This window comes from Natrinema sp. CRL1 (assembly GCF_059162405.1).
Map to the genome: position 1 here is coordinate 181,599 of NZ_JBLVOY010000001.1, position 19,775 is coordinate 201,373.

Here is a 19,775-nt window from a genome sequence, read left to right on the forward strand (position 1 = left end):
CAAGTGGACGGCGGATGCTGTCGGCCGTGAGCTACTCGAGGTCGTCGACCAAATTGCTCGCGACGCCGGTGTAGCCGGCTGGCGTCAGCGCGTGGAGTTCCTCGCGGACGGCCTCGTCGACGTCCAACTCGTCGAACATCTCGCGGAAGTCCGCGAGCGTGACGTCTTTCCCGCGGGTAACGGCCTTGACGCGCTCGTAGGCGTCTTCCTGCCCCTCGCGGCGAAGGATCGTCTGGACGGCCTCGCCGATGATTTCGGGGGTATCCTCGAGGTCGTCGCGCATGACCTGCTCGTTGGGGACGACTTTCGAGAGCCCCGCGGCGGTCTTGCCGTAGGCGATCAGACAATGGGCGAAGGCCCCGCCGATGTTGCGCTTGACCGTCGAATCCGAGAGGTCCCGCTGGAGCCGCGAGGTGGTGACGTAGTCCGCGAGGAAGGTCAGATCGGAGTTGGCCTTCGAGAGGTTGCCCTCGCTGTTCTCGAAGTCGATCGGGTTGACCTTGTGGGGCATCGTCGAGGAGCCGGTCTCGCCTTCGACGGCCTCTTGCCCGAGGTAGCGGTCGGAGACGTAAAGCCACATGTCCAGATCGAGGTCGAGCAAGACAGTGTTGGCCCCGCGGAACGCGTCGAACAGCGCCGCGAGGTCGTCACAGGGGTTGACCTGTGTCGTGAGCGGTTCGAACTCGAGGCCCAGGTCCGTGACGAAGTCCCGCGCGAACGCCGGCCAGTCGACGTCGGGATAGGCCGCGACGTGGGCCGCGTAGGTGCCCGACGCCCCGCCGAGTTTCCCGCTGAGGTCGTCGGTCGCCTGCCGGATGCGGCCGGTGGCCCGGCCGAGCCGCGCGGCGTAGACGGCCATCTCCTTGCCGAAGGTCGTCGGCGTGGCGGGCTGGCCGTGGGTGCGCGCGAGCATCGGGGTATTCCGATAGTCCCGTGCCATCTCGGCGAGCGCGTCGCGCACGCCGTACAGTTCGGGCAGCAGAACCTCCTCGACCGCGTCGCGGACGAGAAGCCGGTGGGCGAGGTTGTTCACGTCCTCGCTGGTCAGCCCGAAGTGGATCCATGGCGAGGCGTCGCTGTCCTCGTCCAGCCGGTGGCGGAGGAAGTACTCGACGGCTTTCACGTCGTGGTTCGTCGCCTCGAAGTCGGCGTGGCCCTCCGTCTCGAGTGTCTTGATCAGTCGGGCATCTTCCTCGGCGAAGTGTTCGTACAGCCCGCGGAGGTGATTGCGCTCCTCGAGGTCCATCTCGAGGGGCGTCGCCTCGAGGTCGGCGAGTGAGATCAGGTACTCGACTTCGACGCGAACGCGGGCCCGCATGAGCGCGGCCTCGCTCGCGTACGGCGACAGCGGCGCGGTCCGGCCGTCGTACCGGCCGTCCAGCGGCGAGACGGCGTACAGGGCGTCGGTCTCGGTCATGGTGCGAGTCTGTCCAGCGCGGTCCAAAAGCGTATCGAAACCCGGAGCGCTCGAGGCCACGTGCGTGCATACCTCTCTGGACGAACTCGCGAATACTAGCTTATTTATACACAAATATGGATACACTCCCTTCCGAGACCGCAACCACTTTGCCGCTCGCGGGCGCGGGTTCGACTATGACGCGAATCGCCGGGATGGCCGGCAACCGAGGGCGCAATCTGTTGAACATCGCCGACCGACAGCCGGGCGGAGCCGAGTTCGCCGTCGTCCTGACGACCGACGCGGACGCGCCGGTCGTCGAGGCCGCGGCCGAGCGCGGGATTCCGACCGAAGTCGTCCCGCTCGAGGACGACATGAGCCGCAGCGAGCACGAGGAGGCGGTCCTCGAGGCCCTCTCGGACTACGAGTTCGACCTCGTCTGTCTGGACGGCTACATGCGGATCCTCTCCGACACCTTCCTCGACGCGACGCCGACCACGCTGAACGTTCACCCCGCCCTGTTGCCGTCGTTCCCCGGCATGGACGCCTGGGGCGACGCGCTCGAGGCCGGCGTCTCGGTCACCGGCTGTACGGTCCACGTTGTCACGGACGCGACCGATGAGGACGGGACCGTCGTCGAGGACGAGGTCGACGGCGGCCCGATCGTCACGCAGGAGCCGATTCCGGTCTACGAGGGCGACGACGAGGACTCCCTCAAAGAGCGGGTCCTCTCCGAGTGCGAGTTCCGCGCGTACCCGCGGGCCGTGAAGTGGTTCGCCGAGGGCGCGGTCGATGTCGATCTCGAGGCCGGTGAGGTCACCGTCGACGCCGACGTGGCCGGCGTCGAGGACGCTGATCACGACGGCCTGCCGAGTCGGCGCATCGTCTCCGACGACCGCGCCGACACGCTCCGCTACGGCGAGAATCCGCATCAGGACGCCGCGGTCTACACCGACTACACCACGGACGAGGCGAGCGTCGTCCACGCCGACCAGCTAAACGAGGGCGCAAAAGCGCTCAGCTACAACAATTACAACGACGCCGACGGCGCGCTCAACCTGATCAAGGAGTTCGACGAGCCCGCGGCCGCGGTCATCAAACACACCAACCCGGCGGGCTGTGCGACCGCCGACACGCTGGCCGAGGCCTACGAGAACGCCCTCTCGACGGACGCGATGAGCGCCTTCGGCGGCATCGTCGCCCTCAACCGGGAGTGCGACGCCGAGACCGCCGAGCAGATCATCGACTCGTTCAAGGAAGTCGTCGTCGCACCCGGCTACACCGACGACGCCCTCGAGGTCCTCTTCGAGAAGGACAACCTGCGAGTGCTGGACGTCGGTGAACTCGGCGAGCGCACCGAGCGCTTCACCGAGAAGCCGCTGGTCGGCGGCCGACTCGTTCAGGAGCGAGACCTCCAGTCGATTTCGGCCGATGACCTCGAGATCGTCACCGAACGCGAGCCCACTGAGGACGAACTCGAGACGATGGTCTTCGCGTGGCAGACGCTCAAGCACGTCAAATCGAACGGGATCCTCTTCGCGGACGGGACGGAGACGGTCGGCATCGGCATGGGACAGGTCTCTCGCGTCGACGCGGTCCGGCTGGCGGCGATGAAGGCCGACGAGCACGCCGACGGGAAAGACGCCGAGGGCGCGGTCATGGCCTCGGACGCCTTCTTCCCGTTCCCGGACGGCATCGAGGAAGCCGCCGAGGCGGGGATCAAGGCGGTCATCCAGCCCGGCGGCTCGGTCAACGACGAGGACGTGATCGAGGCCGCGGACGAGCACGGCATCGCGATGGCGTTTACGGGTCAGCGGAGTTTTCGGCACGACTGAGCGGTAGCGACGGAGTGCCGAAAGCTCGAAAGACGCGAAGCGCCTTTCGTTGTTTCCGACACGATTGAGCGCTGGCACTCCGTCGTATCGAACCGCGTTCCGAATCCCCTAGTTTTAGCCGGTCGCGACGGACCGATCGTGCATGAAGGAGTCGACGATGATCGAGGACCGCGACCGACTCGCCTCGAGCGAGGCCCGCGAGGCCGCACTCGCCTGCGTCGAAGCCGGGATCGAAGCGGGCCACCCCCGCACCGTCGTCCGCGAGGCCGTCTCGCTCGAGGGCGATACCCTCCGGATCGCCGACGCGACGTACGACCTCGGCGAGTACGACGAGATCGTCGTCCTCGGCGGCGGCAACGCCGCGGCACACGTCGCCGTCACGCTCGAGACCGTTTTGGGCGACCGGATCGACAGCGGCGTCGTCGTCACGGACGACCCCGTCGAGACGGAGCGCGTGACGGTCCGCGAGGGCGACCATCCGGTGCCGAGCGAGCGCGGCGTCGAGGGAACGAAAGCTGTGCTCGAGGCGGCGGACGCGACCGGAGAGGAGACGCTCGTACTGGCGGCGATCACCGGCGGCGGCAGTGCCGTCATGCCCGCCCCCGCCGGCGACGTGTCGCTGTCCGATCTGCGGTCGACGACCGACGCCTTGCTTGCAAGCGGGGCCGACATCGGCGAGATCAACGCGGTCCGCAAACATCTCTCGGCACTGAAGGGGGGCCGACTGGCGCGCCGCGCCGCCCCCGCGACGGTCGTCTCGCTAATTCTGAGCGATGTCGTCGGAAACGATCTGAGCGTGATCGCCAGCGGCCCCGTCGCGCCCGACGAGTCGACGTTTGCGGAGGCGCTTGCGGTCCTCGAGCGATACGAGATCGACCCGCCCGATGCCGTCACGACACACCTCGAGCGCGGCGCGGCCGGCGAGAGCAGCGAGACGCCGGGGCCCGACGACCCCGCGTTCGAGACCGTCTCGAATCACGTTATCGCCGACGGCATGACCGTGCTCGAGGCGGCCCGCGACGCGGCGGCCGAGCGGGGCTACGAGCAGCTGGTGCTCTCCTCGCGCGTCCGCGGTGAGGCCCGCGACGCGGCCACGACGCAGGTCGCGATCGCGGAGGAGATTCGGGCCACCGGGACCCCCGTCGAGCCGCCGGCCATCGTCCTCTCCGGCGGCGAGACGACGGTGACGGTCCGCGGCGATGGAACAGGCGGGCCGAATCAGGAGTTCGCGACGAGCGCGGCGATCGAACTCGAGGCCGGCGGCGAGGGGGGAGACGGCGATATCGCGGTCGCCGCGGTCGACACCGACGGTATCGACGGCGCGACCGACGCGGCCGGCGCGCTGGTCGACGGGGAGACCGTCGAGGACCCCGAAACGGCGCGTATGGCCCTCGAAGAAAACGACGTTTACCCGTATCTCGAGGCCCGCGACGGCCTCGTTCTGACGGGGCCGACCGGAACGAACCTGAACGATCTGCGGGTGCTCGTCATCCGGTCGTAGCGTCCGCTTTGCCTGATACGAGACGGAAGTCGAGAACAGATATCTGCTCCCCCGGTCAGTCGCGAAAGGGAGCCGGTCTCAGAAGACCAGTCCCGCGACGTTTCGAAGCACGACGATCCAGATGATACTCGAGACGCCGAGGACCAGCGTCGCGAGCAGCCGATCGAATCCTAACTCTGCCGTGTCGCAGTCGGCGCGAGTTCCTCGATCACGCGACAAGCGTTCTTCGAGAACGCGCGCCGGAGCAGGTCTTCAGACACGTCGAGGGTCAGAATCTCCATGACGGCGACGTTGGGGTGGCAGGCGGGCGCGCCGCTGCCGAAGAAGACGCGATCGGGGTGTTCTAACAGCGCCCGCTCGAGTTGCTCGCGATACCGGACGAAACTCGTCTCGAGGTAGCAGTCGTCGTAGTCCTCGAGCAGGTCGATCATCTCGTCCATCAGCTCGCGGTTCAGGGGATGACCGCCGAATCGGCCGACGATGACCGGAAACGAGCGTTCGAGGACGACCTCGGCGAGGGTTTCGGGCGGCGCGTCAACGCCGCCGCGGACGATCACCGGGAGGTCGACGTCCTCGAGCGCGGCGAGGACTTCCGCGTCGGGGTAGTCGTCGACGGTGGGATCGAGGACGAAGCCGTGAAACCGGTCGTCGTAGGCGTACTTCTCGATGTCGCTGGGAGAGGTGTGGTGGTCGTTTCGGCTGGCGACGGCGTTGCGAAGCCGCCCGGTCGCGTTCCGGCCGGGCGTCTGGGTGCCGTTGATCCGGGCGAAGGCGACGAAGGGCCGGTCGACGCTCCGTCTGGCGACGCCGTTGTTCGGCGCGAGGTAGCTCGTTTCCGGCTGTGACGGCGGGTAGACGACCGATTTGGTGATTCCCGCCTGATGCATCTCCCGCTCGAGTCGATCCGGCCCGATCGCTCGGCCGGCCGGCTCCCCACCCCCGTCGGTTGGCGGCAGCCGCGCCGCGATATCGACGACGCGAAACTCGTGTTCCAACTCCAGCATCTACCGACCAGTTTCGTGTCGACCCATATTTTGCTACCGGCCCGTCGACCGGTTCGCCTGTGTTCGGTTCACACGCGCAATCGCAAGACGGAGCGGTGGTTGGAGAGGAAGATTTATATAGAAGTGCTAACGACATGGTTAGTGAGGATCAACGATGGCACAACAGCGACGCATGGGTGGGCAGCCCATGTTCATTATGAGCGAGGATAGTCAGCGAACGCAGGGCCGCGACGCCCAGTCGTCGAACATCATGGCCGGCAAGGCCGTCGCCGAGTCGGTACGTACCACACTCGGACCCCGCGGTATGGACAAGATGCTCGTCGACTCCGGCGGGGACGTCGTCATCACGAACGACGGCGCGACCATCCTCAACGAGATGGATATCGAGCACCCCGCGGCCCAGATGATCGTCGAAGTCTCCGACTCCCAAGAGGAGGAAGTCGGCGACGGCACGACGACCGCGGCCGTCCTCGCCGGCAACCTGCTGGGCGAGGCCGAGGACCTCATCGAACAGGACGTTCACGCGACGACGATCGTCGAGGGCTATCACGAGGCCAGCGAAATCGCCCTCGAGGCGATCGCCGAGCAGGTCAACGAGGCCGACGTCGACGACGAGATCCTGCGCCAGGTCGCCGAGTCCTGTATGACCGGCAAAGGCACCGGCGGACTCACTGCCGCGTCGCTGGCCGAGACCGTCGTCGAAGCGATCCGCCACGTCGACACTGACGCAGGCGTCGCACGCGACAACGTTACCGTTCACACGCAGATCGGAGCTTCCTCGAACGCGACCGAACTCGTCCCCGGGATCATCGTCGACGAGGAGCCCGCCCACGACGGCATGCCGAGCGAGGTCGAGGACGCGTCGATCGCCATTCTGGACGTCGAGCTCGGCGTCCGAACCGGCGACGTCGACGCTGAGTACGCCATCGACTCGATCGACCAGCTCAACGCCGCCATCGACGCCGAGGAAGGCGAACTCGAGGGCTACGCCGAAACCGTCGCCGAGAGCGGTGCTGATGTCGTCTTCACGACTGAAGACGTAAACGACCGCGTCGCCAACGCACTCGCAAACGAGGGCGTCCTCGTCTTCGAGGGCCTCGGCGACAGCGACGCACGACAGGTCGCCTCCGCGACCGGTGCACGCCGCGTCGGCGACCTCGACGACCTCGAGGAGTCCGACTTCGGCTCGGCCGACCGCATCCACACCGAGACCTACGGCGACGACGACCTCGCCTTCGTCGAAGGCGGCGCGGCCGCCGAGACGGTCACCGTCTTCGTCCGCGGCGGCACCGAACACATCGTCGACGAACTCGAGCGCGCCATCGGCGACGCCCTCGACGTCGTCGCGACGGCGCTGGAATCCGGCGAAGTCGTTCCCGGCGCGGGCGCGACCGAGATCGCGATCGCGGACAAGATCCGCCAGGAAGCCGCCGGTATCGAGGGCCGCAAACAACTCGCCGTGACGGCCTTCGCCGACGCGGTCGACATCATCCCCCGAACGCTCGCGGCCAACACCGGTCGCGATCCCATCGACGTGCTCGTGGACCTCCGTGCCGCCCACGAGTCCGAGGGCCGAGCGGGACTGATCACCAGCGGCGACGAGGTCACGATCGACGATCCCTTCGACCACGGCGTCGTCGACCCCGCCGACGTCAAACGTGAAGCCGTCGAGAGCGCGACCGAAGCCGCCACGATGATCGCCCGCATCGACGACGTCATCGCCGCCGAATAACGTCGCCGTTCGCGGCGGCCGTTTCAGATCCCGTTTTTTATTCGCGGCTGAGTGGCACGGTGAGGACCGCCGCTGTCGGCCATTATTGTTAAGTGTTAACACACATTAGTCAAATATATGATGTCCGGGCCCGCTCCGCGAAAGACCCTGACGCCGATCGGTTCCACTGACGGTCGCACGGTCTACTACGACGAGGGGGAGGGCACGTACCACACGTGGTGTGACGACGGCGCGTACGAGCCGGTGAGCACCGCCCTTCTGATGACCGTCTCGTCGGTGCTCGGGGTCGAACCCGACGACCTCGAAGCGCTCTCGGAGTGTGTCGAACCGGACGCGCTGAACGCCCTGTTCGTCCACTGGCGCGGGGACGAACCGCGAATCGGCGACGGCTCGATCTCGTTTACGTTCTCGCGGTGTCACGTCACGGTCCACGCCGACGGCGAGATTATCATCGATCCGACGCGACGGGACATCGTGATCGACGGCTGACCGACCCGGCGACCGCATCCGCCCGCTCGAGTCAGTCGATACCGTCCGATATCGGCTCGAGGACGACCCGATCACCGGGCTCGAGTCCGAAGGCCTCGTCGCCGCGGCCCCGATTCACGTCGAGTTCGACGTAGCCGTGGCTGCCGACGGTCGCGAGTCGCTCCCCGGCGGGGACGGCCGCGAACGTCTCGCCGACCGGGACGGTGTCGCCGTTCGCCGCCACCCGCTCCCGCCCGGTAAGATACGAGCCGGGGACGTTCGTGATCGCGTTTCCGAAATCGTCGACTACCAGCACCTCGCCCACCGCTCGCCCATCCTCGAGGACGGGGTCGGGAAACTCGAGGTCGACGGCTATCGCGGTCGGCTCGAGCCACTCGAGCGAGTCTATCGCGCCGCGATCGCTGTCGTGGACCGCGGCGGCAGCAGGAGCGAAGACATCCCGGCCGTGGAAGGTGTTGCTTCGGGGCTGTGACGGTCGACCGGCGTTCGCACTCGAGTCGTCCATCGGGTCTTTCGCCGTCGTCGGTTCCACGGGCTCGAGGGCGTCCTCGTCGATCACGGAGGACTCGAGTTGGTCCTCGCTCCCCGCGAGCCGTCGCGCCGCGGGGAGCAAGACGCCGTTGTCGGGCCCGACGAGGGTGTGATCACCTGCTTGAAGGACGATCGCGTTCCGGTCGGTTCCGACGCCGGGATCGACGACGACGAGATGGGTCGCGGGCGGAAAGTACGGCAATACCTCTCGAAGCCAGAAGGCGGCCGTTCGAACGTCCTGTCGGGGAAAGTCGTGTGCGACATCGACCAGTCGGGCATCCGTTCGCTGCAACAGCACTCCTTTCATGGCCGCCGGATACGGCGTCCCGAAATCGGACGCGAGCGTAATCATGGTCCGGCGTAGGGCACGAACGGTGAAAATCGATACGTCTCTACACTGCCGGTGCGATCGCAGGTATCGGAGGTTCGTGACTCGTTACTCCCCGTTCGAGTCCGAGTCGCTGACCATCTGGATCCGCTCGATGCCGTTCATCTCCTCGACGACGCCGACGACGGGTTCGGGGACGAGCGACTCCCAGTCGCCGCCAGTGATCATCCGCTCGCGGACCTCCGAGCCCTCGAGGACCTCGCGGTTGAACATCGGCGACTGGCGGATCTCGATGTCGGCCTCTCGAAAGAGCTGGATGACCAGCGGGTTGTTCGAGTAGGCCACGTCGAAGTCCGGGCTCATGCTCTGGACGTGGCTCACCCAGACCGAGTTCCGCTCTAAGTCCTCGATCGGAACAGCGTAGGTAACGATGTCGTAATCGACGAGCGATTTCGTGATCATCATGATCCGTTCGCCCGCGGTAAACGGGTTGCGGACGGTGTGGGAATCGTCGGCGCTCCCGATTCCGAGGACGAGTTCGTCGACGTCCTCGGCAATCTGTTCGACCATGCTCCGGTGGCCGTTGTGGAAGGGCTGAAAGCGACCGATATAGAACCCCCGAGTCATAGCGGGAACTGCTCGGGCACGGCGCTTAAGGGTGGCGAGTTGCCCACGGCTCGAGGCGGTAGCGCTTGACCGAACGACTACGACGGTAGTTTCCGCCGCTCGTTTATAGGCTTCGCTCGTGACTGATCACACCGAAATATATTCCGAAAAAGTTGACTGTGAACGAAATGAATGGGTGCTGTGACCTGATCGCCACCGTCGACCGCTGTTCTCTCCGGTATCAGCGACTGACAGCATCCTCCGCATGGAGAAAGTATATCAGTCGCAATCCCTTCGAATCAGGTACTGAACAGAGTTCTATGAGTAACGATACGAACGTTGACGACCCTCCCGAAGACGCTTCGGAGACCGCTTCGGACGGGGATGTCCCCGCCGAGCAGTCCGAGCGTCAGGGAGACCGGTCGCCGCCTGAGGAGGACGGCGACCGCCGCACCGACGTCGACGATCCAATCGACGAGTTCGAGCCGTCGCCCGATGAGGAGGACGGCGACGACATCGAGACCGTCGAAGACCTCGGGAGTACAGTCGAGGTCGACCCGGGCGTCGAGGTCGACGAGGATATCGCCGAGGACGACCTTCTCGGCGGCCTCAAGATCGACTCCACGGCGGACATCGAAGTCCCCGATCGGCTCGTCGATCAGGTCATTGGCCAAGACGAAGCACGAGATATCATCATCAAGGCAGCGAAGCAGCGCCGGCACGTCATGATGATCGGCTCGCCGGGGACCGGCAAGTCGATGCTGGCGAAGGCGATGAGCCAACTGCTTCCGAAGGAAGATCTCCAAGATGTCTTAGTCTACCACAACCCGGACGACGGCAACGAGCCGAAGGTCCGAACCGTTCCTGCCGGGAAGGGCGAACAGATCATCGACGCCCACAAGGAGGAAGCCCGCAAGCGCAATCAGATGCGCTCGATCCTGATGTGGATCATCATCGCGGTTGTCATCGGCTACGCGATCCTCAGCCCCGCCAGCATTCTGCTCGGCGTCCTCGCGGCCGGGATCATCTGGCTGATCTTCCGCTACACCTCTCGGGGCACCGACGCGATGGTGCCCAACATGATCGTCAACAACGGCGATCAGCGCGTCGCGCCCTTCGAGGACGCGACCGGTGCCCACGCCGGCGCACTGCTGGGCGACGTCCGCCACGACCCGTTCCAGTCCGGCGGCATGGAGACCCCGAGCCACGACCGCGTCGAACCCGGCTCGATCCACAAGTCCAACAAGGGCGTGCTGTTCGTCGACGAGATCAACACGCTCGACATCCGCACCCAACAGAAGCTGATGACGGCGATCCAGGAAGGCGAGTTCGCCATCACGGGCCAGTCCGAGCGCTCCTCGGGCGCGATGGTCCAGACCGAGCCCGTCCCCTGTGACTTCATCATGGTCGCCGCCGGGAACCTCGACGCCATGGAGAACATGCACCCCGCGCTCCGCAACCGGATCAAGGGGTACGGGTACGAGGTCTACATGGACGACACCATCGAGGATACCCCCGAGATGCGGCGCAAGTACGCCCGCTTCATCGCACAGGAGGTCGAACGCGACGGCCGCCTCCCCCACTTCACCGACGAAGCCGTCGAGGAAGTCATCCTCGAGGCGAAACGTCGCTCGGGCCGCAAAAACCACCTCACGCTGCTGTTCCGTAGCCTCGGTGGGCTGGTCCGCGTCGCCGGCGACATCGCTCGCGCCGAGGACCGGGAGAACACCACTCGCGACGACGTCTTGCAGGCAAAGCGGCGCTCGCGTTCGATCGAGCAACAGCTCGCCGACGACTACATCGAACGGCGCAAGGACTACGAACTGCAGGTCAACGAAGGCGGCGTCGAAGGCCGCGTCAACGGCCTCGCCGTCATGGGCGAGGACTCGGGGATCATGCTCCCCGTCATGGCCGAGATCGCCCCCGCACAGGGCGGCGGTCAGGTGATCGCCACCGGCAAACTCCAGGAGATGGCCGAGGAGTCGGTCCAGAACGTCTCCGCGATCATCAAGAAGTTCTCCGACGTGGATCTCTCGGAGAAGGACATCCACATCCAGTTCGTCCAGGCCGGCCAGCAGGGCGTCGACGGTGATTCCGCCTCCATCACGGTGGCGACCGCCGTTATCAGTGCCCTCGAGAACATCCCGGTCGACCAGTCGGTCGCCATGACCGGCTCGCTGTCGGTCCGCGGCGACGTGCTCCCGGTCGGTGGGGTCACCCACAAGATCGAAGCCGCCGCGAAGGCCGGCTGTACCAAGGTCATCATTCCCAAGGCGAACGAACAGGACGTGATGATCGAAGAGGAGTACGAGGACATGATCGAGATCATCCCCTGTTCGAACATCAGCGAAGTCCTCGACGTCGCCCTGATGGGCGAACCGAAGAAGGACTCGCTGGTCGATCGACTCAAGTCGATCACCGGAACGGCGTTCGATCAGAGCACCGTCGGCTCCGCCGGCGGCTCGAACCCCAGCCCGCAGTAAATGCCCCAGTGGGCGGCGTTCGTCGGCATAACGGGCGTCGTCCTCGTCTTGCTGCTCGTTCTATCGCATCTGACCCAATCCTCGTTTAGCGACGGTGACGCCGATCGTGTCTCCGGTGGGAATTCCAATCCCCAACCCGAGACGCCGGCCGGTACCGACGGCGACCGCGCCGATATCGCGGTCGACATTCCCGCTGACAATTCCGAGGCGGACCGGGCCGAACGCGGCGAGACCAACCCCGATTCGACCGCTACAGCGGCGCGCGATCCGACCGAACGCACTCGAGTCGCCGACGAACCCTCGGAACAGCGACCGGCCTCGAGGGCCACAGAGACCATCGATCGCGACGACCGAACCGAACGGATCGCCGCTGATCAAACCGGGCCACCCCGCGACTCGAGGTCTGAACGGGACCCGGCCGCTGCCGACGCCGATCGCCGACGGCCGGCTGATCGCGGCGTCGATCCGGACTCGCTGTCGACCGGGATGGTCCTCGCGAACGTCGCCTTCTCACAGGGGCTGTTCGCGCTCGTGTTGCTCGGTGCGGCGGTCTACACGGCGATTCCGGCCTCGGCACTCGGTATCGAGTTCTCCGTCTCGGCCCTCGAGACGGGGCTGCTCTGGGGGGCGGCCGCCGGGATCGTCTTCTACGTCGCGAACGAACTCGCCGCGGCGATCGCGACGCATCTCGGGTTCGATCACGAGGAGGATCTCCGCGAACTGCTCTCGCCCGAGTCGGTCGGCGGCTGGCTGCTTCTTCTGGGCGGCGTCTTGCCGATCATCGCCGTCTTCGAGGAGTTCCTCTTCCGGGCGGCGATGATCGGCGTTCCCGCCGCCGGCTTCGGCGTCTCGCCGTGGCTGCTCGCGGTCGTCTCCTCGATCGCGTTCGCGCTCGGTCACGGCATGCAGGGCTCGATCGGGGTCCTCGTCACGGGCCTCCTCGGGTTCGTCCTCGCGGCCGTCTTCATCGTCACCGGAAGCTTCCTGGTCGTCGTCGTCGCTCACTATCTCGTCAACGCCCTCGAGTTCGTCGTCCACGAGGGGCTGGGCCTCGAGTGGGCCGAGACCCTCGAAGGCTAAGGGCCGGGAGCCGGTTGAGACGGTATGAACGCGACTGCCCGGTCGACGGCTCGCTCTCGAGCGATCGTCGCCCTGATCCTCGGCTACTTCGCCCTGTTGGCCTACGCGACGGTGACGAACGATCCGCTGGCGCTCACCGTCTCGGCGTTCGGGTTCGGAATAATCGCGATTGCCGTGGGCGCGTTGCTGTACCGGCAAGCGACGGATCCGGGTCCGGCGCTGCTCGCGGCCGCGGGCTCGCTCGTCGCCGGCGGCCTGTTGCAGTTCGTCGCCGTCCTCGCCGCGTCGGCGATCGCCGACGGGCTCTCCTCGCTGCTCGTCTTTCTCGGTGTCGGCTGCTACGTCTATACGGTCTGGTATCGGGCCACGTAGCGTCGACCTTACGGACTCGTCCGAAGCACCTGCGCCGTCGGGACGGTCCAACCGCGGCTCACTGCTGTCATGCGCGTCCCGACCGTTACCGCCGCACAGATCGCTGCGGCGACGCTTCCGGAGCCGCCGAGCAAGACGACGAGCCAGTAAGTGCTGGCGCCGAGCACCGCGCAACTGGCGTAGAAGTCCTCGAGCAGAATAAACGGCGAGCGATCGAGCAAAATGTCTGCGAACGCGCCGCCGCCGACGGCGTTGATCGTCGCGATCGCGACGACGCCGAAGCCCGAGACGCCGGCCTCGGTCGCGACGATGGCCCCGGCCGTGGTAAAGGCGGCGAGTCCGACGGCGTCGGAACACAGCGCGATCGGATGGTCGTCCGCCGTTTCGAAGACGGCGCTTACCCCGATCGCCAGCGCCACGCCGAACAGTCCGAGCGCGATCTCGCTCGGGGACTGGAGCGCCAACGGAATCCGGTTGACGAGCAGGTCCCGCGTCGCACCGCCGGCAAACGCCGTGACGAGTCCGACGACGGCGACGCCGAACAGGTCGAACTCCTCGCGGATCGCCTTGCTCGAGCCGACCAGCGCAAACGCCACGAGCCCGATCGCGTTCATCGCGGCGAACGGATCGACGACAAACGCCCCAATCAACGCTTCTGTCACTGGTTTCCTCGAGGTCGGCGAGCGTCTTGAGCGCTACGCATCGACCCGAACCGACCGCTAAAACTGCTCGAGGCCGGTCTGTTCGGCGTCGGCGAGGGCGTCCTCGCAGGTCGACCACGATTCTCGCGCGAACGGCGGGAGGTCGCAGTGCTCGTCGACGTAGGACGCGAGGAACTCGCGGGTGGTCGAATCGCCCGGGTAGCCGCTGCCGACCGGGCCGTACTCGTCCGCAAAGGCGGCCATGTGGGCGTCTCGTTCGACCTTGGCGATAATGCTTGCCGCACCGACGAGCGGCGAGTCGTCGTCGGCACCGTGGCGGGCGTCGACGGCGAGGCCCTCGAGCGAGCAGGCGTCGGCGACCCGACGGGCGAAGCGGTCGGCGTCGGTATCACAGGCGTCACAGAGTCCCGAAATCGGTCCGTTTTCGGTCTCGTCTCGATCGAGATCGGCGACTACCCCCTCGATCGCTTCGGCGTGGGCCGTGACCGCGAGCGAGTTCATGTCCGTTCCGGGGTCGTCGATCCGCGTCGGCGTGATCTCGGCGACGCCGACCGCGATCCGATCGTCGGCTCGCAGGGTCGCTGCCAGTTCCTCGCGTCGCTCGGGGCTGAGCCGTTTCGAGTCCCGAATACCGTCTGGCAGGGTCGCCGTGTCCCCGCAGTGAACGGCTGCGGCGAACATCGACCCCAGCGCGGGGCCCTTGCCGGCTTCGTCGACGCCGAATGGCATACCGAGGGAGTCAGGTGCGGAAAAGAAAGTCGTTGCGACTCGTCGCGGTCGTCAGTCGGCCGTCTCCGCGACCTCGTCTTCGGACGCCGATCGCGGCTCGTCGAGGAAGTACTCCTCGCGCTCGAACGGTTCCGACTCCCCTTCGACGCCGGTCACGTCGAGTGCCGTCACTTCGGCGTCGGTCTCGAGCAGGCCGGCCAGACTGGGTTCGGTGCGGCCGTCGTCGCTGCTGATGAGTTCCTTCACGTAGAGCCCGCCCTCGCCGTGGAGTCGCACTTCGGCCTCGGCCGACGACCGCAGGTCGCCGTCGATCCCGTAGACGGTTCGCTCGCGGGTCAGGCCCGCCCGCCGGTGGTCGACTCGCTCGGGCGTGTACTGGTCGACGGTCGTCCCCTCGAGTTCCGCGAGCGCCGCGTCGAAGTCGGCCTCGTCGATCGGGTCGGCGAACTCGACATCGGCGCGGTAGTGCTTACTCGCGTCGTGTTCCTTGACCCGCTCGACCATCTCGTAGGTCGCCAGCCGTAGGCCCTCGACCTCGACGGAGCCGTCGGCCGCCGCGTTGATCTCCCGCTCGAGTGCCGCCGGATCGGGGTCTCGCACGCGGGGTCGTTTCACCTCGAGGACGAACGGCCGCCCGCCCTCGAGCATGCGAGCGTCGACGTCTTCGCGGCCCGCACCGTGGAAGGTACCCTCGTCGCCGTCCATGGCGTCGACGACGTGGGGACGGACGACTTGTTCGACGCTCGTGTCGTACATGTAGCCGGAGCCGCCGCAGTAGTCACAGGGTTCCTCGCCGTCGTCGCCCAACTGAATGCCGCTGCCGCCACACTCCCGGCAGGGCCACTCCGTCTGAGGAATATCGCGCTCGAGCTTGCGGTAGCGGCCGTAGACGAACGCGGGGTTGATCTGGACGTCGACCGCGTGACCCGTGACGCTGTCCGACTCGAGGGCCTCGAGCGGGTCGAACCCCTCGAGATCGACGACCGCGAGCACGTCGGGCCGGTCGAAGTCGACCTCGGTCTCGGTCAGCGCGCCGACGCGCCGCCCGACTTCGCGGTTCATTTCGCGTTTCATCGACTCGCCGGCGTCGGGCTCGAGCCCGGCGTCCTCCCGGAGCAGGCGTTCGTTCTCCTCGACCAGCGGCGGGACGCGAGTGCCGACCTGATAGGTGTCGAAGTCGACCCCCTCGAGGGCGTCGACGATCGTCTCGGCGACGGCGTCGAAGGTCCCGCAGTAGCCCTCACAGACCCAGCAGTCCGCGGGGTCGGTGGATTCGAAGTCATCGTCGTCGGCCAGCGCGACCGTCGTCCGCAGCGCCCGGCCACGCTCGGCGTTGGTCAGCCCGAAGCTTCGCTCGGCGAACGGCCGTCCGAGACAGGAGTCACAGACGGCTCCGGTCGCCAGCAACGCGCGGGCGTCTTCCGTGATCATGTCTCGAGAATCGGGGGGCCGCGGGTAACACGTTTTCCCTTCGCGAGCGGCGACGACTCGTCGTCGGAGCCGTCCGCCGCTTGAAAGCGCTGGCTATGAGTCCGGAGGTTCAAATGGGGTCAGTGCTAGCCCTCGATAATGAACGATTCCCGACTGGATCGGCGCTCGTTTCTCGCCGCCGCGAGCGCCGGCCTCGCCGGTGCCGTCGCGGGCTGTGCCGAGCCCCAAGCCGACAGCTCGATCGAGGGCGACTCCGCGTACGATATCGACAGGGGCGACCTCGCGGCGGGATCGGCCTTTACCGACCTCTACAATGCGATCATCGAATCGGTCACGCAGGTCCGCGTCTTCGGAATCACGAACCCCGATACCGGTGCCGAAGGGCGCGGTCAGGGGTCGGGATTTCTCTACGACGACCGCCACGTCGTCACCAACGACCACGTCATCAGCAACGGCGAGGCGGCCGACCTCCAGTACATCACCGGCGACTGGACCGACACCAGACTCGTCGGTCGGGACTACTACAGCGATCTGGCCGTCCTCGAGGTCAATCACGTCCCCGAGTCGGCGACGCCGCTGTCCCTGACCGAGCAGCGTCCCGTCGTCGGCCAGCAGGTGGCCGCGATGGGCAACCCCTTCGGCCTCGAGGGATCGATGACAACGGGGATCGTCAGCGGCGTCGACCGCACGCTTTCCGTCGACAATCGGCCGTTCCCGTTCCCCAACGTCGTCCAGACCGACGCGGCCGTCAACCCCGGCAACAGCGGCGGCCCGCTCGTCGACCTCGACGGGAACGTCATCGGGGTCGTCAACTCTGGGGGCGGCGACAACGTCGCCTTCGCGATCTCGGCGGCGCTGGCCGAGCGCGTCATCCCGTCGCTCATCGAGATCGGCTCGTACGACCACTCCTACGTCGGCATCCAGCAGCGGACCGTCGACCGGCTCGTCGCGGATGCCAACGACCTCGAGACGGCGACCGGGACCCTCGTGGTCAGCGTCGCGGACGGCTCGGCCGCCGACGGCGTCCTCCGGCCGTCCACACGGACGGTCAGGCGACGCGGCGAGCGGATCCCCGTCGGCGGCGACGTTATCCGCGAGCTAAACGGCGAGCCGATCCCCGATCGCCACGCCCTCTCGACGTATCTCGCACTCGAGACAAGTCCCGAAGAGTCGCTCTCGGTGGGGCTCCGACGGGACGGCCGGAAGATCACCAGAGACCTCACGCTCGGCAGTCGGCCGTCGGTCTAGGCGGCCAGACGGATTCAATTGGTCGTGGACTGCGGACGAAAACGTGTAAGCGAGAGACGGGACGGACTGAACCGTTCGAAACCACTCCTTTACGCCGACGACGATGCCGCCGAAAGATTCTCCGAGTCTCATAGCGGTCTCGTACACGTCAGGGCTCGTTGCGTTCTTTTTCGAGCGATTGAATCGTCTGAATCGAGACGGAATCGGACGCTATCGTCCGTCTCCCTCGGATTAGTTACTCGATAACAATAGTATTTGATCCGGTAGCATCGATCGGCGCGAGTACCCGTCGCCCGATATCCATGACCGACGCCGACTTTCACGCCCCAGACAGCGAGGAACCGACGACCGCACTCGATCACGTCACGGTCGAAAACGACGACGCTCCCGACGAGTGCGCGATCTTCCCCTACAACGCCAGCGAGGACGAACTGATGACTGCGTGGATCTCCGCCTACGACGGTTCGTTCGTCGCCCTCGAGTCAATGCGCTAGCCCGCCAATGGCCCTGAGCCGCTCCGTCACCGCTGCCGGCTTCTGGCTCGGCACCACGTTACCCGTTGCCTACCTTCCCATCATCGTCGTCGGGATCGACTCGGGGAGCCGACTCTCGCTGTTCGTCGCCCTGCTCGTGGTCCACGCGCTCGCCCTCGTCGTCGGCCACGACTATCCGGGGTCGCGATCGCAGTGACCTCGGCTCTTCGCTTTCGGATCGACGAGATGCATCTTCTTCACACCTCGTGACGGCTGAAATCAGTCGAGCGAGGTCGACCAGACCTGCACTCGCGGCGTGCCACAACTGTCACAGACGATCGCTCTGTTGTCCTTGTACGTATCCCGAACGAGTTCGCCATCGGGACAGTGCTGGCAGGACCGTCCCTCGAGGGTCGCGAGCAACCGCCGTTTGCCGCTCGACTGCGAGGACTCTGATTTGGCCATATAGTCACTGCATACGGGAAACGGGGGAAACGGTTGGCCATGCCTATGCAATGCGACGGAGTCGAGTCGAAGCGCCTATGCCTGCCTCCGGTGTACGGCCGCAGGAATGTGGCCCTGGGGACACCTCGCCGTCGCCTACCTGTTGTACACCGTCGTTACACACCGCCGGTTCGGCCGGCCGCCGCGGACGATCCCCGCGATCGCGCTTGCGGTCGGCTCGCAGATGCCGGACCTGATCGATAAGCCCCTCGCGTGGAATTTCGGGATCTTACCCGGCGGGCGAACCCTCGCTCACTCGCTGTTCGTCGTCGCCCTCCTCGTCCCGACCGTCGTCTTCGTCGCCGACCGACTCGAGCGCCGCGCTCTCGGCGTCGCCTTCCTCGTCGGCTACTGCTCGCACCTCCTCGCGGACGTTCCGCCGGCGGTTCTCTCCGGGGAGTTCGCACACGCCGCCTATCTCTTCTGGCCGGTCCTCGAGCAGCCACCTGAAGATCCCGTCGCCGGTATCATCGACGCGATCCTCCACTACTACGCGCTGGGGCCCTACGAGTGGATCCAGTTCGGCCTCTTCGTCGTCGCCGCCCTCGTCTGGTACCGCGACGGCACGCCCGGTCTCGAACTCGTGTCCGACCCGCTCGCGCGGCGGTTCGGAACCCGGTCCTGATTGCTCGTCGCGACGGCACCGGGACCGCCGAATCGTGGCGGCTATCCCGCCGGCCCGCTACCCTCCCGTATGCGCCAGTTCGTACTCATCGGTCACGACGTTCCCACGGAGCCCGAGTTCTCGCTCGACGATCTCGCGGGCGGCGCGGGTCGCCTCGACGCCCTCTGTCGATCGATCACCGCCGCCTTCGTCACTTCCCACGGGATCCGCGAGGACGTTTGCGTCCACCTGATCGTCCAGGACGAACTCACGATCACCTTCGACGGGCGCGACCTCCAGCGGCTCAACCCCGACGAGCGAAGCACCGCCGCGTTGGTCCGCAAAGCCCTCGAGCACCGCGACGAGGCCATCGGCGCGCTGCCCGCCGAACCCAGCCCCGGCATCGAACTGTACCGGCGCGGCTTCGAGGCCACGCTCGAGGAAATCGCTGCTGACGGCCCGATCGTCCAGCTCCACGAGGACGGCGAGGCGGTCGTCGACGTGGGCGCAGACGCCCTCGCGGACTCGATCTTCGTGCTCTCCGACCACCACGACTTCACTGACGACGAGGCGGCGGTGCTCGAGGACTACGCGGATCGGCGGCTCCGGCTCGGCCCCGAACTGCTGCACGCGGATCAGGCCATCACCGTCGCGCATCACTTTCTGGACACGGACGGCTACGAGCAGTTTTGAGGTCGGCTACTGTGTTCTCGCTCGAGAAATCGACTCCCGTCCGGCGGTCGGATGATCCCTTTCGCAAGCGTTAA

20 protein-coding genes are annotated in these 19,775 nt (G+C 66.4%); 12 read left to right on the top strand and 8 right to left on the bottom strand.

Annotation, left to right across the window (positions count from 1 at the left end; all coding sequences use genetic code 11):
• Nucleotides 1-31: 31 nt before the first annotated feature.
• Nucleotides 32-1,417, bottom strand: a complete 1,386-nt coding sequence (gene purB / locus ACJYUO_RS01010) for an adenylosuccinate lyase (RefSeq protein ID WP_494343561.1) — start codon at nt 1,415-1,417, stop codon at nt 32-34.
• A 176-nt stretch (nt 1,418-1,593) separates the two neighbouring features.
• Between purB and purH the strand changes: the two genes are divergently transcribed.
• Nucleotides 1,594-3,231 (top strand): bifunctional phosphoribosylaminoimidazolecarboxamide formyltransferase/IMP cyclohydrolase, encoded by a 1,638-nt coding sequence (gene purH, locus ACJYUO_RS01015; protein ID WP_494343562.1) that lies wholly within the window; start codon nt 1,594-1,596, stop codon nt 3,229-3,231.
• A gap of 157 nt (nt 3,232-3,388) precedes the next feature.
• A complete protein-coding gene (locus tag ACJYUO_RS01020; RefSeq protein ID WP_494344413.1) occupies nt 3,389-4,732 on the top strand; it encodes a glycerate kinase type-2 family protein in 1,344 nt (447 codons plus the stop codon).
• Nucleotides 4,733-4,902: 170 nt separating this feature from the next.
• On the opposite strand, the gene ACJYUO_RS01025 is transcribed toward ACJYUO_RS01020, so the two are convergent.
• Nucleotides 4,903-5,736: an amidohydrolase family protein gene (locus tag ACJYUO_RS01025; protein ID WP_494343563.1), complete on the bottom strand. Its 834-nt coding sequence runs from the start codon at nt 5,734-5,736 to the stop codon at nt 4,903-4,905.
• A gap of 187 nt (nt 5,737-5,923) precedes the next feature.
• On the opposite strand from ACJYUO_RS01025, the gene thsA reads away from it, so the two are divergent.
• Both thsA and ACJYUO_RS01035 read left to right on the top strand, forming a co-directional pair.
• Nucleotides 5,924-7,468 carry a thermosome subunit alpha gene (gene thsA, locus ACJYUO_RS01030; protein WP_494344414.1) on the top strand — a complete coding sequence of 515 codons (1,545 nt, stop codon included), beginning with the start codon at nt 5,924-5,926 and terminating at the stop codon, nt 7,466-7,468.
• 120 nt (nt 7,469-7,588) lie between these two features.
• Nucleotides 7,589-7,957 carry a HalOD1 output domain-containing protein gene (locus ACJYUO_RS01035; protein ID WP_494344415.1) on the top strand — a complete coding sequence of 123 codons (369 nt, stop codon included), beginning with the start codon at nt 7,589-7,591 and terminating at the stop codon, nt 7,955-7,957.
• Between the two features lie 31 nt (nt 7,958-7,988).
• On the opposite strand, the gene ACJYUO_RS01040 is transcribed toward ACJYUO_RS01035, so the two are convergent.
• Nucleotides 7,989-8,840, bottom strand: a complete 852-nt coding sequence (locus ACJYUO_RS01040; protein ID WP_494343564.1) for an SAM hydrolase/SAM-dependent halogenase family protein — start codon at nt 8,838-8,840, stop codon at nt 7,989-7,991.
• Nucleotides 8,841-8,924: 84 nt separating this feature from the next.
• On the bottom strand, nt 8,925-9,443 hold the full coding sequence (locus tag ACJYUO_RS01045; protein WP_494343565.1) for a nicotinamide-nucleotide adenylyltransferase: 519 nt from the start codon (nt 9,441-9,443) through the stop codon (nt 8,925-8,927).
• Between the two features lie 299 nt (nt 9,444-9,742).
• Between ACJYUO_RS01045 and lonB the strand changes: the two genes are divergently transcribed.
• From lonB to ACJYUO_RS01060, 3 genes are read left to right on the top strand one after another with little or no spacing between them, the layout of a single operon-like run.
• A complete protein-coding gene (gene lonB / locus ACJYUO_RS01050; RefSeq protein WP_494343566.1) occupies nt 9,743-11,905 on the top strand; it encodes an ATP-dependent protease LonB in 2,163 nt (720 codons plus the stop codon).
• On the top strand, nt 11,906-12,985 hold the full coding sequence (locus ACJYUO_RS01055; protein ID WP_494343567.1) for a CPBP family intramembrane glutamic endopeptidase: 1,080 nt from the start codon (nt 11,906-11,908) through the stop codon (nt 12,983-12,985). It abuts the gene before it with no gap.
• Nucleotides 12,986-13,009: 24 nt separating this feature from the next.
• Entirely contained in the window at nt 13,010-13,357 is a 348-nt protein-coding gene (locus ACJYUO_RS01060; RefSeq protein ID WP_494343568.1) for a hypothetical protein, read from the top strand.
• Between the two features lie 8 nt (nt 13,358-13,365).
• Here the strand turns inward: ACJYUO_RS01060 and ACJYUO_RS01065 are convergent, their stop codons facing one another.
• The 3 genes from ACJYUO_RS01065 to ACJYUO_RS01075 form a co-directional block, all read right to left on the bottom strand.
• Nucleotides 13,366-13,971, bottom strand: a complete 606-nt coding sequence (locus ACJYUO_RS01065) for a trimeric intracellular cation channel family protein (RefSeq protein WP_494344416.1) — start codon at nt 13,969-13,971, stop codon at nt 13,366-13,368.
• Between the two features lie 105 nt (nt 13,972-14,076).
• Entirely contained in the window at nt 14,077-14,748 is a 672-nt protein-coding gene (gene rnhB / locus ACJYUO_RS01070; RefSeq protein ID WP_494343569.1) for a ribonuclease HII, read from the bottom strand.
• A gap of 51 nt (nt 14,749-14,799) precedes the next feature.
• Nucleotides 14,800-16,179 carry a tRNA pseudouridine(54/55) synthase Pus10 gene (locus ACJYUO_RS01075; RefSeq protein ID WP_494343570.1) on the bottom strand — a complete coding sequence of 460 codons (1,380 nt, stop codon included), beginning with the start codon at nt 16,177-16,179 and terminating at the stop codon, nt 14,800-14,802.
• A 138-nt stretch (nt 16,180-16,317) separates the two neighbouring features.
• Here ACJYUO_RS01075 and ACJYUO_RS01080 point away from each other — a divergent pair, with 138 nt between their 5' ends.
• The 3 genes from ACJYUO_RS01080 to ACJYUO_RS01090 all read left to right on the top strand — a co-directional run bounded on the left by ACJYUO_RS01080 (nt 16,318) and on the right by ACJYUO_RS01090 (nt 18,117).
• A complete protein-coding gene (locus tag ACJYUO_RS01080) occupies nt 16,318-17,427 on the top strand; it encodes a S1C family serine protease (RefSeq protein ID WP_494343571.1) in 1,110 nt (369 codons plus the stop codon).
• Between the two features lie 302 nt (nt 17,428-17,729).
• A complete protein-coding gene (locus ACJYUO_RS01085; RefSeq protein ID WP_494343572.1) occupies nt 17,730-17,921 on the top strand; it encodes a DUF7511 domain-containing protein in 192 nt (63 codons plus the stop codon).
• Nucleotides 17,922-17,928: 7 nt separating this feature from the next.
• A complete protein-coding gene (locus tag ACJYUO_RS01090; RefSeq protein WP_494343573.1) occupies nt 17,929-18,117 on the top strand; it encodes a DUF8028 family protein in 189 nt (62 codons plus the stop codon).
• Nucleotides 18,118-18,179: 62 nt separating this feature from the next.
• Here ACJYUO_RS01090 and ACJYUO_RS01095 read toward each other — a convergent pair whose 3' ends face one another.
• Nucleotides 18,180-18,365, bottom strand: coding sequence for an HVO_A0556 family zinc finger protein (locus ACJYUO_RS01095; RefSeq protein WP_494343574.1), 186 nt, complete (start codon nt 18,363-18,365; stop codon nt 18,180-18,182).
• Between the two features lie 106 nt (nt 18,366-18,471).
• Here ACJYUO_RS01095 and ACJYUO_RS01100 point away from each other — a divergent pair, with 106 nt between their 5' ends.
• Nucleotides 18,472-19,029 carry a metal-dependent hydrolase gene (locus ACJYUO_RS01100; RefSeq protein WP_494343575.1) on the top strand — a complete coding sequence of 186 codons (558 nt, stop codon included), beginning with the start codon at nt 18,472-18,474 and terminating at the stop codon, nt 19,027-19,029.
• A 69-nt stretch (nt 19,030-19,098) separates the two neighbouring features.
• Entirely contained in the window at nt 19,099-19,701 is a 603-nt protein-coding gene (gene trmY / locus ACJYUO_RS01105) for a tRNA (pseudouridine(54)-N(1))-methyltransferase TrmY (RefSeq protein WP_494343576.1), read from the top strand.
• The last annotated feature ends 74 nt before the right edge of the window (nt 19,702-19,775 follow it).